Raw genomic sequence first — 15,482 nt, 5'->3', positions numbered from 1 at the left:
CTCGTTGTGGCCCCGGCCGGGGCCGCTCCGCCCATAGCGCGTCGCATCGTCAGGCGCGACCATCGGCAACGCCGCCGACGAGGTTGAGACCGAGCAGGAAATCCGAGGCGAAATCCGTTCGCACCACCGGCTCCCGTGCCACCGGCTTGCGCAAGACATCGCCCTCGGCCCGGCGCTCTGCCACCGCCTCGGCCACCGTGACCTGCCGGAAGGCGATCCGCGCCCCGCCGCGCGCCTGGGCGAGGCGGCCGAGATCGGGGCCGATGACCGTCGCGATCTTCGGATAGCCGCCGGTGGATTGCCGGTCGGCCATCAGCACGATCGGCAACCCGTTGCCGGGCACCTGGATCGCCCCCATGGCGACCCCGTCGGAGACGATGTCGTGGCCCTTGGCGTGCGTCAGGGGCGTGCCGTCGAGGAAGCAGGCCATGCGGTCGCCCCGGGGCGAGATCGTCCACGGCCCGGTCAGGAAGGCCGCGATCTGATCTGCGGCGAAATAATCGTCCTGCGGCCCGAGGACCACCCGGATCACCCGTGGGGCCCGGTCCAGCCACGGCGTGACGAGGCGGTGCGGGGCGCCGTCGCCGGATCGAGCCTCGTCCACCGGCAGGCGGTCGCCGGCGGAGAGTCCGCGCCCGTCGAGGCCGCCGAGGCCCGAGCGGGTGTGGGTCGCGGTGGAGCCGAGCACCGGCGCCACCGCGATGCGGCCGCTCACCGCCAGATAGCCCCAGGCGCCCGCCTCGCCGGCCCGCACGACGAGCGTCCGGCCGGGCTCCAGCGTCAGCGCCACGCGATCGGGCAGCGCCGCGCCGTCCAGAGCGACCCGGAAGCCTGGCGCGACCAGCGCGAGCCCGATCGCACCGCCCTCTGCGGAGAGCGTGACGCCGCCTGTGGAGATCTCGATGGCTGTGGCGTCCAGGGGATTGCCGGCCGCCCGGTTGGCGGTGGCCTGCATCAGCGGGTCCATCGGCCCCGCGGCCGTGATGCCGTAGCGCAGGTAGCCGTGCCGGCCGCCATCCTGCAGCGTGATCCCGGGCCCGGCAGCCTCGATGACGAGCGCCGTCATGTCCGCGACTCCCAGCGGCGGGCCACCGGCTCGCCGGCGGCTTCCCGGGCCGACAGCGCGTCGAAGGTGGCGGCGTCCACCAGCTCGAAGCGGATCAGATCGCCGGCGCCGACGAAGAAGCTCGGATCACGCTCCGGCGCGTAGAGCCGGGCCGGGGTGGTGCCGATCACGTACCAGCCGGTCGGCATCGGGACGGTGGCGACCGCCGCGAGGCCGCCGCCGATCACCACGGCGTTGGCCGGGTGGGGCGGGCGCGGGCTCGCCCGGCGGGGCACGGCCAGAACCTCCGGCAAACCGCCGAGATAGGCGAAGCCCGGGGCGAAGCCGTACATGTAGACCCGGTAGGTCGCCCCCGCATGGGTCGCCACCACTGCGTCGGGCGAGAGGCCGGTGCGTTCGGCGACCTGGCTGATGTCCTCGCCGTGCGGGGCCGCGTAGCAGCAGGGCAGCGTCCACAGGGTGGTGTTGGTCGTGCGTTCGGTCGTCCCGGCTGCGAGGGCCCGGACCCGTTCGACGAGCGCCGCGCGATCGAGCACCAGCGGATCGTAGTGCAGCATCAGCGACCGGTAGGTCGGCACGCGCTCGCGCAGGCCTTCGGGCGGATCGGCGCCAAGGGCGTCGTCCAGCGCCAGAACCCGGTCGCTGATCGCGGGATCGACCGTGCTGCCGAACTCGACCACCAGTGCGGCCTCGCCCGCATCGAGGAGCCGGGGCTCGTCGGGGACCGCGCTCACGGCCGGAACGGTGCCAGCGTCACCCCCGCGGCCTCCAGCCGATCCCGGACCGCCCGGGCGGTGGCGACCGCGTGGGCCGAGTCGCCGTGCACGCAGATCGAGCGGATCGGGGTCGGCAATTCCCGGCCCGATGCGGTCAGGATGAACGCGCCCTGGACCATGCGCAGGATCCTGTCCGCCGCCTCGGCCGGATCGGTGACGAAGGCGCCCGGTTCGCTGCGGGGGATCAGCAGCCCCGCCTCGGTGTAACCACGGTCGGCGAAGATTTCCTGATGGACTTCGAGGCCCGCCGCCTCGCCGGCCCGCACCTGGGCGCTCAGCGCGATGGCCAGCAGCGCCAGCCCGGGATCGACCGCCTTGACGGCGCGCGCCACGGCATCGGCGACGGACTGGTCCTCGGCCGCGATGTTGCCCAGCGCCCCGTGGGTCTTCACGTAGGTGAGGCGGTGGCCCGCATAGGTGGCGAGCGCCTGCGCGGCGCCGACCTGATAGGCCACCAGCCGCTCGATCTCACCCGGGCTGAACGGGATCCGGCGGCGCCCGAAGCCCCACAGGTCCGGAAAACCCGGATGGGCCCCCACCGCGACGCCGCGCGCCTTCGCCAGGGCGAAGGTCGTCGCCATGATCTCGGGATCCCCCGCGTGCAGGCCGCAGGCGACGTTGGCGGAGGTCACGATGTCCAGGATCGCCGCGTCGTCGCCGCAGGTATAGGCGCCGTAGCCCTCGCCGAGATCGGAATTCAGGTCCACGCGCGTCAACGGATCGGCTCCTTCGCGACGCCATCGCGCCGCCGGAGATTATCCGACTCGCGCCTCCGGCGGGGTGCCCGGCGGGACTTTCGAGCAGGCCGACGGCGTGTGCAAGGGCGATGCCGCACCCATCCGTGCATGGCGCGGGATCCGGCCTGCGGACGGGCGGTCGGGGGAGCGCGACGATCGAAACATTCGGCCGGTGAAATCGCACGAATGCTCAGCTCGCGCTGCGACAAAGCGAAGTTCCGGGCATTCGAGCCGGAACCTCAGATGGATCTAGCGATTGGCCAAGTGCAAAAAACTTTGGAGGAACGTTCATGAAGGTCACACGCCTGGTCAGCGCCGTCGCGCTCTTGGCCCTCGCGGCCAGCCCCGCCCTCGCTGCGCCTTGCGCGACCGGTACGACGTCCAAGACCCCGGACAAGCAGGCCTCCAACCCCGCCAGCTCGGATGTCGATAAGTCGAGCAAGAACCTCGCCGGCGGAAATCAGCCTGCGTCCCCCGGCACGGTCGGGGCCATGAACAACGCGGGTGCCACGCAGACGGCCGACGGTAAGGCAAGCCCGGACGCGAAGTCGAACGCCACCGATCCGGCCGCCAAGAACCTCGCGGGCGGAAATCAGCCGGCGTCCCCCGGCACGGTCGGCGCGATGAACAACACGATGGCCGACCGGCAGACCGCGCCGGTCCAGGGCGACGGCTGCTAAGTCACCGCTTTCCATCAACACAATCGTCCGGAAGCCCGCCTCGCATCGCCGAAGCGGGCTTTCGCGCATCTGGAGTGTGGATCCAGGGATCGCGTCCGGCCGGCCGCTGCATCCCCCATGAACTGACGCCGCGATCTTTGATCCCGTCTCGTCCGGATGTATTCGGCACCAAAGCCGAAATATGCTGGCCATCATGCGGAGGGAGATAAGGTGGGTCAGCGAGGGCGCTTGATCGCCGGCGGCGTGCTGATCGCCGTCATCGGCGCCGCCATCGTGGCGCCGGACGTGATCCTGCCGGCCCGGGCCGCCCCCTATCTGCACGGATTGCGCGCGCAGATCGAAACGTTTTTGTCGGACCTGCGCCGGGCTCCGGCTGCCGAGGTTCGCCTTCCGGCACAGCGCACCGCCGTGGAAGACGGGCGCACCTTCGTCCGGCTGACCGGACCGGAGCGCGAGCGGATCGGCCTGGTCGCCGAGACCCGGCCGGCCGTACCCCACCGGCAGGAACTGACCGCCTACGGCACCGTTCTCGACATCGCCCGCATTACCGAACTCACCAACAGCTACGCCGGGGCCGTCGCGGCGCTGCAGATGGCGCAGGCCCGTGTCGAGGTCTCGGCCAGCGCCGCCCGTCGCGTTCGCAATCTCGGCGCGGGCGTGGTCGCGGTCGCCCAGATCGAGACCGCCGAGGGCACCCTGCTCACCGACCGCGCTGCCCAGACGGCGGCCGAATCGCAGGTGCGCACGCTCAGCGCCACCGCGCGACAGGAATGGGGCTCGGTGCTCGGCAAGGCGATCATCGATCGGTCGGCCCTCGTCACCCGCCTGATCGAGCGGGCGGATTTCCTGGTCCAGGTGACGCTGCCGCCCGGCGAGAGCCTCGCGACCCCGCCCGAGGCCGCCTTCGCGGAGGTTCCGCCGCAGAGCGTGCGAGTCGCGATGCGGCTGGTCTCGGCCGCGACCCGGACCGATCCCCGCATCCAGGGGCAGAGCTTCTTCTATCTCGTCTCCGGCGACAGTGGCCTCCTGCCCGGCACCAGCACCATGGCCTTCCTGCCGGCCGAACGATCGGTCCGCGGCGTGCTGGTGCCCGAGGATGCGGTGGTCCACGGGGAGGGGGGAACCTGGGTGTATCGCGGCACCGGCGACGGCGCGTTCGTGCGGCACGCGATCCGGCCGGACGCGCCCATGTCGGCGGATTCCTTCGTGGTCGAGGATCTGCCGGAGGGCGCCGAGATCGTGCTGCGGGGCGGGCAGGCGCTCCTCTCCGAGGAGATGAAGAGCCGCATCCGCGTCGTGGGCGACGACGATGATTGAGCCGTCCGGGGAGACGGCTCGCGGGCCGCAGGCCGCCCTGCTCGGCTTCGCCGTCCGGCATCCGCGGGTGGTGCTGGCCTTGGCCTGCGCGCTCCTGGTGTTCGGCCTCTACGCCCTGGCGGGCGCGCGCTACGACGTCTTTCCCGAATTTGCGCCCCCGACCGTGACGATCCAGGCCGAGGCGCCCGGCCTCGATTCGGAGCAGGTGGAAGTGCTGGTTACCCAGCCGGTTGAGGTCGCGGTCGGCGGCCTGCCCGGGTTGGAAACGCTGCGCTCGACCTCGATCCAGGGGCTGTCGGTGATCACCGCGGTGTTCAAGGCGGGCAGCGACGTCGACCGGGTGCGCCAGCGGGTCAACGAGCGGCTGGCGGCGATGGCGGGGCGCCTGCCGGACGGGGTTGCGGCGCCCGCCATGACGCCGCTCACGTCATCGACCCTCACCGTGCTCCTCGTCGGCCTGACTTCGGCCTCGCGCGACGCCATGGACCTGCGCCACCTCGCCGAGTGGACCGTGCGCCGCCGCCTCCAGGCGGTGCCGGGCATCGCCCAGGTGTCGCTCTACGGCGGGGCGGTGCGCGCGCTGCAGGTCCAGATCCGCCCGGACGACCTGATCCGCTACCAGATCGGCCTCAACGATGTGCTGGCGGCGGCCCGCAAGGCGACCGGCGTCCGGGGGGCGGGCTTCGTCGACACGCCGAACCAGCGCGTTCTGCTGCGAACCGAGGGACAGTCGCTCACCCCGGAGGCGCTGGGGCAGACGGTGCTGCACAACGATGGTGGGCCGAGCGTGCTGCTCTCCGACGTCGCCACGGTGACGGCCGCCCCGGAACCCGCGATCAGTGCCGCGCTCGTGGACGGAACGCCGGGCGTGCTGCTGATGGTCGGCGCCCAGGTCGGTGTCGATACGAGGGCGGTCACGTCCCGCCTGGAGGCGGCGCTCGATGAACTGCGCCCAGTCCTGCAGCGGGAGGGCGTGACTTTGCGCGCCGACCTGTTCCGGCCGGCGAACTTCGTGGATGTCGCCACCGGCAACGTCATCCAGGCGCTCGCCATCGGCGGCGTGCTCGTGGTGATCGTGCTGCTGGTCTTCCTGGCCGATTGGCGGGCCGCCCTGATCAGCGCGACAGCCATACCGCTGTCGCTGATCGCGGCCGCGCTCGCGCTTCAGGCCTGGGGCGAAAGCCTCAACACCATGACGCTCGGAGGACTGGCGCTGGCCATCGGCGAGGTGGTCGACGATGCGGTGATCGGCGTCGAGAACGCGTCCCGCCGGCTGCGGGCGGCGCGGGCCGAGGGGCGTGGCGGCGCCCGCGTGGTGTTGAGCGCCATGCTGGAGGTGCGCAGTTCCGTCGCCTACGCGACGCTCGCCGTGCTCCTGATGTTCCTGCCGGTCCTGGCGCTCACCGGGGTGGCCGGCCGCCTGTTCGGACCGCTCGCGCTCGCCTACGTCGCGGCGGTCGTCGCCTCGCTCCTCGTGGCGCTGACGGTGACGCCAGCCCTCGTGCTGCTCCTGCTCGGCGGCCGGTCGAGCCGCGGCGAAGCCCGGCGTGAGCCCCCGGTCGTGCGCTGGAGCCGCGCGGGCTATCTCGGGCTGCTGGCGTGGATCGGCCGGGTGCCGCGGATCGCGATCCTGACGAGCGTGCTGGTGACGCTCGGCGGTGCCGCCATCCTGCCGACCCTCGGGGCGGTGTTCCTGCCCGACCTCCGGGAGGGCCACATGATCCTCCACATGGTGGCGATACCCGGCACTGCCCTGCAGGAATCGCAGCGGCTGAGCGGCCTCGTCACCGCCGACCTGAAGGCGATACCGGGGGTGCGGGCGGTCGCCGCGCAGATCGGGCGTGCGGAGGCCGGCGAGGACACGGCGGGGCCGCATTACAGCGAGATCCACATCGACCTGGAGCCCGGCCTCGACGGGGCCGCCCAGCGGAAGGTCGAGACGGAGATCCGGACTTTGATCGCTGGCTTTCCCGGCGCCGCCTTCTCGCTCAAGTCCTTTCTGACCGAACGCATCGAGGAGACGGTCTCGGGCTTCACCGCCTCGGTGGTGATCAACGTCATCGGCAGCGACCTCGACCGGATCGAGGCCGCGGCCCGTTCGGTCGCCCGGGAGCTCGCCGAGGTGAAGGGTGCCCGCGATGTCCAGCAGGCCGCGCCGGCCGGCCTGCCGCAGGTGACCGTCGCGTTGCGTCCGGTGGATCTGCGCCACTGGGGGCTCGATCCCGTGGAGGTGCTGGAGGCGGTGCGCACCGCCTATCAGGGCGATGTCGTCGGCCAGAGCTACCGGGGCAATGCGGTGGTCAATGTACTGGTGATCCTCGATGCGCAGGTGCGGGGCCGCCTCAGCGCCGTCGGTGACCTGCCGCTGCGGGCGCCCGGCGGGCGCTACGTGCGCCTGTCGCAGGTCGCCGATGTCTACGAGAGTGCCGGCCGCTACCAGGTGCAGCACCTCGGCGCGCAGCGGATGCAGGCGGTCACCGCCAACGTCGCGGGCCGTGACGTGGCGGCCTTCGTGGCGGCGGCCAAGCGCAAGATCGCCCGGGAGGTCCGTCTGCCGGAGGGCGTGTATGTGACCTTCTCGGGCGCCGCCGAGGCGCAGGCAGCCGCCCGGCGCGATCTCCTGTTTCATGCGGGCCTCGCGGGCTTCGGCATCGTGGTGCTGCTCGCGATCGTCACGGGATCCGCGGCGAACCTGATCCTCGTCCTCGTCAACCTGCCTTTTGCCTTCGTGGGCGGTGTCGCGGCGGCCGCGCTGACCGGCGGCGTCCTGTCGCTCGGTTCGATCGTGGGCTTCGTGACCCTGGCTGGCATCTCGCTGCGCAACAGCGTGATGATGATCGCCCATTACGAGCAGATGGTGAACCGGGACGGCCGTCCCTGGAACGCCGCAACTGCCGCTGAGGGTGCCGCCGACCGGATGGTACCGATCCTGATGACCTCGCTGGTCACCGGGCTCGGCCTGCTGCCGCTCGCCCTCGGCGCGGGAGAGCCCGGCCGGGAGATCGAGGGGCCGATGGCGCTCGTGATCCTCGGCGGCCTCGTCAGCTCGACGGTTCTGAACCTTCTGGTGCTCCCGATCCTGGCCGAGCGCTTCGCCCGCTTCCGTCCGGCGCGGGTCGAGGATTCTGCGTCGATGCCCGCTCGCCCGTGAGAACCGCGCTCGCGGCATTCCAGCGGATCGATGCTGGAGTGGGATGCTTTGGAGCAGGGTTCGAGCTGTCGCGTGTGCAATCCAGGATGATCAGCCGCATATTCGATGCCGGATGCTTCGCGGTGCGGTCAGATGCGCGATAAGATTGCCATTCGTCCAGAACTATGGCTCAGCTATACGATCAAAAGCGGCAGGTTTTACATTCGATAATGATATTTTGTCGTCGTCCGTCTTATTGGACGCCTGTGCTTCCCGTCTGACACAATTAATAGTGGCTGATTGTCCGATCTGGGCAGGCGTTAACGATCAGAAAATCGCGACGAATCGGCAACCTGAAGCTGCCGAATCCCCCGAGAATCTCTGGCACTCCCGAGTGCGACGAAGATTAATTATGGTTAGGAGGAGCTTATGAAAAGCTAGCGGGTGAATACACAATTAACGGGTCATTAACCACGTCTGTGGCTTTATCATCCCATGTTCGCCCCGGGAAAGGCAGCAATGAGCATGATCGCGGCGCCCACAGCCTCTTGGTCCCACATTCTGACGCAGGTCGCGGAAAGTCTGGACCGTATTTCCGAGAAGCCCTCGGCTGAGATTTTACGGCTCAAACCCAGTTCCGGTCACGGCGAGATGCCGGCGCTGCGCCTGAGCCTGGACACCGACGAAGGCCCCGCCGCAATGATGCCGGAGCCGGCCGTCAACGATGCGGAGCCGGTCGCGGCCCCCACGATGGCCTTGAGCGAAGCGTCGATGCCGTCGTCCTCCGAAGCCCAGACCGATGCGGTCGCGGACTGGATGACGACCCTCGACATCATCAACGGCATGGTCGGCCTTGCCGACGAGCAGAAGAAGCGCCTTCGGGAGCAGAGCGCCTCCCACGAGGTGCTGATCGAGACCCTGCAGCGCGAGCTGAAGGAGACCCAGCAGCGGCTCCAGCTCTCCGAGATGCGGTCACACGAGATCCAGACGCGGGCCGATATCCGCCTCCAGCGCGTTCAGGCGGATGCCGACTCGCAGGTGGAGGAGATCCGCGCCGAGGCGGAAGCGCGGGTGCGCACCCTGCAGGCCGAGGCCGAGGCCTGGGTTCGTGCGGCCGAGGAGCAGGTGCGGGTCGCCGACCTGCGGGCTTACACCGCCGAGAAGTGGCTCTCGCGGATCGATGCGGCAGCCAAGACACTTCTGCTCGGCGGCCATATGGGTCAGGTCCAGTTCGAAGGCTGAGGGACGAGCGTCCGGACGTCTTCGTTCCCGCCCCGGCTTCAGGATCGACCATGGACCAGTCAAGACGGATCAAGTCCGACCCGGTAAACGCCGCAGCATCGGGCGAGCATGGCGCTGGATCCGAGGCCAAGATCGTCGTTCTGGGATCGGTGCCGACGGCCACGAAATGGTCGAGCTTGCTCGATCGGGTGCGTGGCGCGGCGCACTACATCCGCGAAGTCGAGGATCGCGCGCAAGATTACGAAGTGCGGGTTCAGGAACTGGTCGAGCAGGTCCAGGCCGATCTCCGGGACGCCGACGCGAAGGTCCGCGCCGCCGATCAACGCACCGAAGAGGCCCACGCGCAGGCCGCGATGCTGATCCGGGCCGCCGATGAGCGGGCCCGTCTCGCGGAAGAGCGTGCGGCGTCGGCCGAGGAGTGGCTGCGCCGGATTTCTGAGACGATCGAGTCCGAATTCGTCGTCGAGCCTGCCGCGCGCAAGACCGGCACGTCGGGCACCTGATAGTGAGTTGCTTGGCTCCCGGTCCGCGGGAGCCGCCGCAGTTCGGATAAGCCGTAACGGATGCTCCGCGCGAACATCCGATGCAGCGTTGCCGGACCGCCGTCTTGAGACACGTACGGGCAGAAGGGAATGGCGATGCCAGCGATGGACGAGGCGTTCTGGGCCACTCTCGACGCGCATATCGTGGCGCATCGACCGGACGGCCAGGATAAGCCGCCGGCGGCCCTGGTCCCGACCGCGCCGGCGCTCGCCGTGGTGAGTGACGCACCGCCTGTGCCCCGTCGCGTGGCCTCGGACTGGACCGGTGTGCTCGATACCTTGACGGCGGCCAAGAGCGCCGCCCAGCAGCAGGAGGCGCGCCTGCGCGAACAGGCCGCCGAGCAGGATGCCCTTTTGCAGGAATTGAAGCGGTCGCAGCAGGAAGCCCGCGCCTTCGAGCAACTGGTGCGCGAGGTCCAGATCCAGGCGGATGCGAAGGCCGTTGAACTGCGCGCGCGTGTCGAGGCTCAGATCGGAAAGATCCAGGCGGAGGCTGCCGCGAAGCTGCAGGCCATGGAGGCGCGGGTCCAGGCCGCAGAGCGCCGCGCCGAGGCCGCCGAGGGCTGGCTGGTGCGGATCGAGCAGGCGAGCCGGGACTTGGTTCCGGGCGAGCGGCGGGCCGCGGCCTGAGGAATATCGTCGGAGGTTCAGACCCGTGCGCGCCCTCGGTCCCAACGCGGTTCCACCAGCCGGCGCACGGTACAGTGCTGGGTGGCTCTTCGACCCGATGAAGGCGCGATCGCGCTCCAGGAGCGTCTGGCTCCGCCGGGCACTACTGGCTTTGCCGCTCGCGTTGGCGCTCGGCGGCTGCACGATGGTGCAGGCCGATCCGGTCGATCGCGCCACGATCGGGCCGCTGTCACCACTTCAGGCGTCCGCCCCGCATGCGACCGTAACCGATGCCGCCGACGATGGGTCGTGGCGCCTGCGCCTGTCGCGGCTGTAGACCAGAGCGCCGCGCCTAGTCGACGGCTGCCATCATTCGAGCCAGATCAGCCTTCGGCCGAGACGGTCCGGAGCGGTACACGAGTTGATTGGGTATTATCTGGATTCGCCCCAGTCAACCTTGGACTGCTGAATGCAGAACGGCTGATCTTGGATCAGATGGGAACCAAGATTCCCGATCGTTTCCCGGTGAGCGGCCGTAGGACACACCTCGCTCTCCGCACTTTGAATAATGAACTAGATATTGAAATGCACGATCTTTAAGATCAAATATTTTGACCCGAGCTTGACAGGATTCAGGCCAGGAGGCGCGAATCGATTTTGCGCAAACGCCGCACGCTATAAAGGAATGGCAATCGATACAGCTTCATCGGCCTTCTGTAAACGCCGAGGCCTTAATGAAGGAACGAATTCCGCCCGGAGGAAGGCATGGCGCTCAAGCGTCAAACTGATCCGTGCGGGTTAAATTGGTCTTGGGCCGGCGCGAGACGATCGGGCGCACGCGCTATCGCGGCGTCGAGCGCGCTGCTCTCGGCTGTTTGGAAGTCCACAACATGCCCGAGGTCCTTGCGTTCGATACAGCGCCGGTCAGTCCGCGATTGACGAGATGGACCGCTGACAGCTCGCGTGTGCGGATCGTGCACGCAGCGGCGACGCGACAAGCTCGGCAAGAGAAATGACTGTCTCCGCGCCCGGTGCCCTGCTATAGGCCGCGACCTGCTCGCATCGATGCACACTACCGGCCGCGGAAAATCTACGCTTGGAGACGATTGCAATGGTGGAAGACGACTCGACGGCGGGCGAGTACCTGCGCGCCTTTGCGCTTTATTAGGATCCGAAAGAGTGCAAAGACACGAGCGCCGATGCGCGCAAGGCCTACACTGATGCGCTGAAGGCCAAGGGCTTCCGGCCGAACGCTACCGGCACCTCCGGCAAGCGGGTGCACCTGCCCAAGGCCACCATGGTCGGGACCTTTCGAAATGAAGCGGCTGCCATAGCCGCGGTGCAAGACGCCGAGACCGCGGCGGAGGCCGCCGGCCCGGGCAAGTTCTTCCGCGAGAGCGCGGTTCTAACGTTCTACCGCCGCCTGTGGCTTGTCGGTCCCCCCGTCGCGAAGGCCACCGCTACGGCGAAGCCTGTGACCCCCGCGAGGCCGACGCGAACCGGTGGGATCCTGGCCGAGATCCTGGACCAACAGAAGCCGAAGCGCGGGTAACCAAATGCTCAACCTCGCCGTACGGCCGACCGATTTTTGCCCACAGCCCTTCAAATTTGGCTCAGGAGCAGTTGCACCGTTCAGGGCCCCACCGAGCCAGCAATCGAGGCCCTGATCGCCGTCAGCGGTGAAATTTGCCGGCTTGTCGAGCATTCTCATCCCGCAGTTCGACCCGCATCGTGGCAAGGGCCGCGCCCACCCCCGGTCGATTGCGTCTTGCGTAGGGTCCGGCCATCGGTCGACGCGCGTGGCCAGAATGCTGTCGGCTTCGCGGTGCGGCCGCTCGTGGTCCGACAGCACAAACGCGTCGACGGTCTCGGCGAGGTCAACCATCGTGGTCGCTCTGCGCTCGAATCGGCGCGGCGTCGGACCGGCCGGCCCCGACTTACTGTCCCGCGGCCTCGGCGCGGGCAGTCTCAGCCGCGCTCTTGATGCCCCAGCCGATCTCGCCGGCCGTGATGGCGGGGCAGTGCCGGGTGCAGGCCAACCGCCGCGCACCAGGCTCGCGGAATTGCCGCCGCGCGGCGTCAGCTGAAAGGCCGCGATGACTGAGGCGCGATTGGCGATTTTGGCCAGGCCGCCCGGGCTGATGCCTTGCGCTCGGCCAAGCACGCGTTGAGAGGATCCCAGCTATCGGGACTCCGTAGGCGCAACGCCTTCGCCCTGAGGTGCCGAGCCCCAACAATCGGCCTGCCTGCCGGCGACCGAGTTGCGAGCCAACCGGTCCAGATTCCGAAGTTCTCCGGATGATAGCCGCGCGTTCGAACGCTCTCCCGCAGTTCCAGAGCGCTGCGTCCCGCGCAGTGCCTCCGCGTGTTTCGAGAGCCATGATGCCCGGGACTGGTGACACACCATGCGCCGCACCGGGACAGCCTGCCTGTGATTGGGCGTGGAATAAGGGGTCTCGCGCAATTTCGATGTTGATCGGCGCATCATGAGCCAATCAGCATCGAATTTGCGCCAGACCCAAAGTTGCACGCCGAGACACACTTGGTTTCCCGCGTCGGACGGGGCGCAAGATAAGCGCGGGGGCACCAAGCCTCGTCTCCGGATCGCTACGTCCGGGTTGGGATTCCCCAGAGGGCGAGCGCTGCTTCGGCGTCCGCGATCCCGCGCAGTACGCGCACCTCGAATCCCGCCGCCCGAAGCTGGGCGTGGATCTCACGTTGATAGCTTGGCACGGGTGCGCCGGGCGGCTTGATCTCGACGAACCAGCAAGCTGGTCCGGCCGGCCCCGGCCCGTAGACCGCAAGATCCGGCCAGCCCCTGACGGCGCCGAGGCGCTTCTCTCGGCCGCCCTGGACTCGACTGCGCGGGCGGTTGGGGGTGTGCTGGACGAGGTAGCGGGCCCCTAAGCGCAGACGCAGGATGTCAAGGACGCTTCGATGGACCGGCCCCTCGTTGTCCGCGGACGACTGGGATGCGGCCGCGGCGGGCAAGCGAGTCATAGGTGGCAGGCCGAGCGCGCGGTACTCGGCGGCGGACATGCGGATCACGGAGAGCTTCCCGGGCGATATGGGGTTAGGCAGCCCGTTCGCATGGCCTGGACGGCGTAAGGATTCCCTTTCCGTTCCCACTCACCTGCCGTGTCACTGTGCGCCTCATGGGGCTCATGAAGCGAGCCCTCAGCGAATGTCGTGCGCCTCCACCTGGATGGCTGGCGCCACTTGGGCCGCGGCCGGCGCCTCGACGACGTACAGGTCGCTCACGAGCGCGGTCCCTGACAATCAGGCGCTCACACCGGCTGTAGCGACGGCGACGGGCTCGCCACCGCCAGCAGCGATCCCTGCACGGTCAGCCTACCGTCCCGCGTGAGCTCCTCGATTTGCGCTCCGATGACTTCACGCAGCTGAGCGCTCGTCGCTTTGAACCCCAGCATACGTGCGACCGCCGGCACGATCTCTTCGGCGCTCGCTCCGAAACTCCCTGTCACGACCTCTTGGATCGCTGCGCGCAGCTCGGTCGGCGGCAGCATATCCGGCCGCCGCAGGGTGCCGGATCCCGCCAAGCTGCGGTCGCGCACTGTGATCGACTGGCCCGTCAGCGCGAGGAATTGGCCGTCCCGCTCGATTCCCCAGCGTGCGCGGGCCACCTCGACGCCGCGCTCGACCGCCGCCTGGATGCGCGGACCGCTGCGCTGCAGGCCCCAGGCCTGGCGCACTCGAATGCGGGGCCACGATGATCGTGACGCGGGACAAGAAGCACTTCAACCGGCAGACCCTCGCCCCTTTCGGATTGGCGCCCATCGATCCGGACGACTTGCTGTGCGCGCGTCTCGATGAACTTCCCGAGGTCGTCGAGGAGGTCGTGGACCGCGCGCGCGTTGCCCTCAACAAGACAGAGCCCGACCTCGAAGCCTACCTGGATCTGCTGAACAAGACGGGGCTGAGCGCCTTCGTGGTACGCCTGCCCGGCAACGTGCCGAGCCCCTGAGGTCTGCCTCCCGCAAACCAACGGCGACATCCTTGGGCTTGTTCTCGCTTCGCAGTCGACCGGCTGCCTGAATATGATGCCTCGCGGTGGGTGAGGGGCAGTCGTTCCCGTTACGGTCGCGTGACTTGAACGTCACGTACCGGCCGTCGTCGACATGGGCGTCACGGAAGTCTTGGGCGGTCCGCGTCCATGCCTCGCCGTCCGCCCATCGAGGCGCGGGTCACGTATCGACCTGGATCGTTCTTGATCTTGGCCATCAGCCTGCGCGCCTACGAGGGAAGAGGCCGTAGCGTCCGTCATCGGGCTCGCCGGTGAAAAGCTGGACGTTCGCCAGGGCCAAAGCTTCCGCGGGCGGGTCGCTGTTCTCGACGATCAGGAACTGGCCGATCTCCGACAGGGCCGCCAAGTGGCCGTAGAACCGGCCTGCGACACCGCTGTCCTTGAGCGCCTGCTCGTCGGCGCTCAACTCGCCGTGCTTCGAACGTAGCGGCTCGCGGTAGGTCAGGAGCGGCGTGTCGAGAACCACGAACCCGGGATGTATGCGGCGTTGCTCCTGGCAGTAGACGAGAAGCGCGACCTTCATGGCCGCCTGCAGCAGAGCGCGCACGCCCTTGCCGTCGGCCGAGCGCTCCTTGCCCTTCAGCCGGATGTCCTGGGCCTCGTGATCGAAGCTGACGGTCGGCTTCCCGGGAAAGCCCCACGCCTCAAGCACGCCCTGTACTGACTACGCGTAGGTATGGGCGGTCGGACCGTCCAGCCCTGCCGCGGCCTTCTCGCCCGGCTTGCGACGGGGGATCGGGACATCCAGCTGGGAACGCTCGACCGCCAGGCGCTCACGTCGGCGGTAGAGTTCCAAGAGGCGGCTCACGCGTGCCTGCTCGGTGCCGAAGCCCTCGTAACGGCGCCTGAAGTCGCGCTCGGCCGGGCGCGCCTCGTCGAGCGAGGCATTCAAGTCCGCAAGGTCGCTGACCAGCGACCGTGTCGCCCACTACCGTGAACTCTAGCCTCATGTCTTCACCGATAATACTGCAGAACAGGTCGTCGAAGTGGATGCCGATGCGGATCGTGGGGAGGCTCCCGCCGAGTATCAAACACTCTCGCGTACCCGCCGCCGTCATTTGTCGGGGGGCGGGCTGAAGTTGTACCGATTGGCGGACGTCTGACCAGATCGAGCGACGGTGGTGGCTTCGGCGGTTCGTGGCTGAATGCGCCGCGGTTCTTTCTCTTGTCGGCCTCTATGCCGTGCGCCCTTCCGAGCGCGGCTGCTTCCGCAAGAAGTGCTCGAGGGCACGATCTGGCCCATGCCGAAAAATCGGCATTGAACCACATCGTTCAACCCCCATTACGGGCGTGACCGTTTCCCAGGCTGCGGCAACTCGTCCAATAGCGCCACGGCCT

At 68.6% G+C, this 15,482-nt stretch carries 16 protein-coding genes; 9 read left to right on the top strand and 7 right to left on the bottom strand.

The window, feature by feature from the left end; translation table 11 throughout:
- Positions 1–49: 49 nt before the first annotated feature.
- Genes OXS27_RS10410 through OXS27_RS10400 form a run of 3 tightly spaced genes read right to left on the bottom strand, consistent with a single transcriptional unit; the run spans position 50 to position 2,558 of the window.
- Positions 50–1,066: a biotin-dependent carboxyltransferase family protein gene (locus OXS27_RS10410; protein WP_267356036.1), complete on the bottom strand. Its 1,017-nt coding sequence runs from the start codon at positions 1,064–1,066 to the stop codon at positions 50–52.
- Positions 1,063–1,800 carry an allophanate hydrolase subunit 1 gene (locus tag OXS27_RS10405; protein ID WP_267356034.1) on the bottom strand — a complete coding sequence of 246 codons (738 nt, stop codon included), beginning with the start codon at positions 1,798–1,800 and terminating at the stop codon, positions 1,063–1,065. The genes OXS27_RS10410 and OXS27_RS10405 overlap by 4 nt, the downstream gene beginning before the upstream one ends.
- On the bottom strand, positions 1,797–2,558 hold the full coding sequence (locus OXS27_RS10400) for a 5-oxoprolinase subunit PxpA (protein WP_267356032.1): 762 nt from the start codon (positions 2,556–2,558) through the stop codon (positions 1,797–1,799). The genes OXS27_RS10405 and OXS27_RS10400 overlap by 4 nt, the downstream gene beginning before the upstream one ends.
- 311 nt (positions 2,559–2,869) lie before the next feature.
- On the opposite strand from OXS27_RS10400, the gene OXS27_RS10395 reads away from it, so the two are divergent.
- The 8 genes from OXS27_RS10395 (at position 2,870) to OXS27_RS10360 (ending at position 11,651) form a co-directional block, all read left to right on the top strand.
- The gene (locus tag OXS27_RS10395; protein ID WP_267356030.1) at positions 2,870–3,259 is read left to right on the top strand and encodes an exopolysaccharide production protein YjbE; all 390 of its coding nucleotides are present in this window, start codon (positions 2,870–2,872) and stop codon (positions 3,257–3,259) included.
- A gap of 210 nt (positions 3,260–3,469) precedes the next feature.
- Positions 3,470–4,576, top strand: coding sequence for an efflux RND transporter periplasmic adaptor subunit (locus OXS27_RS10390; RefSeq protein ID WP_267356028.1), 1,107 nt, complete (start codon positions 3,470–3,472; stop codon positions 4,574–4,576).
- The gene (locus OXS27_RS10385; protein WP_267356026.1) at positions 4,569–7,727 is read left to right on the top strand and encodes an efflux RND transporter permease subunit; all 3,159 of its coding nucleotides are present in this window, start codon (positions 4,569–4,571) and stop codon (positions 7,725–7,727) included. The genes OXS27_RS10390 and OXS27_RS10385 overlap by 8 nt, the downstream gene beginning before the upstream one ends.
- 498 nt (positions 7,728–8,225) lie before the next feature.
- Complete coding sequence (locus OXS27_RS10380; protein WP_243921858.1) at positions 8,226–8,948, top strand: cell division protein DivIVA; 723 nt, start codon at positions 8,226–8,228, stop codon at positions 8,946–8,948.
- A gap of 176 nt (positions 8,949–9,124) precedes the next feature.
- Entirely contained in the window at positions 9,125–9,451 is a 327-nt protein-coding gene (locus OXS27_RS10375; protein WP_267356025.1) for a hypothetical protein, read from the top strand.
- Positions 9,452–9,580: 129 nt separating this feature from the next.
- Positions 9,581–10,120, top strand: coding sequence for a hypothetical protein (locus OXS27_RS10370; RefSeq protein ID WP_267356023.1), 540 nt, complete (start codon positions 9,581–9,583; stop codon positions 10,118–10,120).
- A 25-nt stretch (positions 10,121–10,145) separates the two neighbouring features.
- A complete protein-coding gene (locus OXS27_RS10365; RefSeq protein WP_267356021.1) occupies positions 10,146–10,436 on the top strand; it encodes a hypothetical protein in 291 nt (96 codons plus the stop codon).
- Positions 10,437–11,438: 1,002 nt separating this feature from the next.
- Positions 11,439–11,651, top strand: coding sequence for a hypothetical protein (locus OXS27_RS10360; protein WP_267356019.1), 213 nt, complete (start codon positions 11,439–11,441; stop codon positions 11,649–11,651).
- A gap of 1,055 nt (positions 11,652–12,706) precedes the next feature.
- On the opposite strand, the gene OXS27_RS10355 is transcribed toward OXS27_RS10360, so the two are convergent.
- Together OXS27_RS10355 and OXS27_RS10350 are read right to left on the bottom strand one after the other, a co-directional pair.
- Positions 12,707–13,147, bottom strand: coding sequence for a hypothetical protein (locus OXS27_RS10355; RefSeq protein ID WP_267356017.1), 441 nt, complete (start codon positions 13,145–13,147; stop codon positions 12,707–12,709).
- A 239-nt stretch (positions 13,148–13,386) separates the two neighbouring features.
- A complete protein-coding gene (locus OXS27_RS10350) occupies positions 13,387–13,812 on the bottom strand; it encodes a hypothetical protein (RefSeq protein ID WP_243923474.1) in 426 nt (141 codons plus the stop codon).
- A gap of 17 nt (positions 13,813–13,829) precedes the next feature.
- Here OXS27_RS10350 and OXS27_RS10345 point away from each other — a divergent pair, with 17 nt between their 5' ends.
- On the top strand, positions 13,830–14,084 hold the full coding sequence (locus OXS27_RS10345) for a hypothetical protein (RefSeq protein WP_243923476.1): 255 nt from the start codon (positions 13,830–13,832) through the stop codon (positions 14,082–14,084).
- Between the two features lie 256 nt (positions 14,085–14,340).
- Here OXS27_RS10345 and OXS27_RS10340 read toward each other — a convergent pair whose 3' ends face one another.
- A complete protein-coding gene (locus tag OXS27_RS10340; protein ID WP_267356013.1) occupies positions 14,341–14,796 on the bottom strand; it encodes a hypothetical protein in 456 nt (151 codons plus the stop codon).
- 12 nt (positions 14,797–14,808) lie between these two features.
- Complete coding sequence (locus OXS27_RS10335; RefSeq protein WP_267356011.1) at positions 14,809–15,036, bottom strand: hypothetical protein; 228 nt, start codon at positions 15,034–15,036, stop codon at positions 14,809–14,811.
- Between the last annotated feature and the right edge of the window lie 446 nt (positions 15,037–15,482).

The sequence above is a fragment of the Methylobacterium sp. GC_Met_3 genome, assembly GCF_026540775.1.
Taxonomy (GTDB): Bacteria; Pseudomonadota; Alphaproteobacteria; order Rhizobiales; family Beijerinckiaceae; genus Methylobacterium.
Note: the sequence above shows the minus strand (reverse complement) of the source record. Positions and strands in the feature narration are given on the sequence as shown.

Coding starts and splice junctions, on each gene's coding strand:
- OXS27_RS10410 (WP_267356036.1), bottom strand. CDS start 1,066: ATGACGGCGCTCGTCATCGAGGCTGCCGGGCCCGGGATCACGCTGCAG.
- OXS27_RS10395 (WP_267356030.1), top strand. CDS start 2,870: ATGAAGGTCACACGCCTGGTCAGCGCCGTCGCGCTCTTGGCCCTCGCG.
- OXS27_RS10385 (WP_267356026.1), top strand. CDS start 4,569: ATGATTGAGCCGTCCGGGGAGACGGCTCGCGGGCCGCAGGCCGCCCTG.
- OXS27_RS10380 (WP_243921858.1), top strand. CDS start 8,226: ATGAGCATGATCGCGGCGCCCACAGCCTCTTGGTCCCACATTCTGACG.
- OXS27_RS10370 (WP_267356023.1), top strand. CDS start 9,581: ATGGCGATGCCAGCGATGGACGAGGCGTTCTGGGCCACTCTCGACGCG.
- OXS27_RS10345 (WP_243923476.1), top strand. CDS start 13,830: ATGATCGTGACGCGGGACAAGAAGCACTTCAACCGGCAGACCCTCGCC.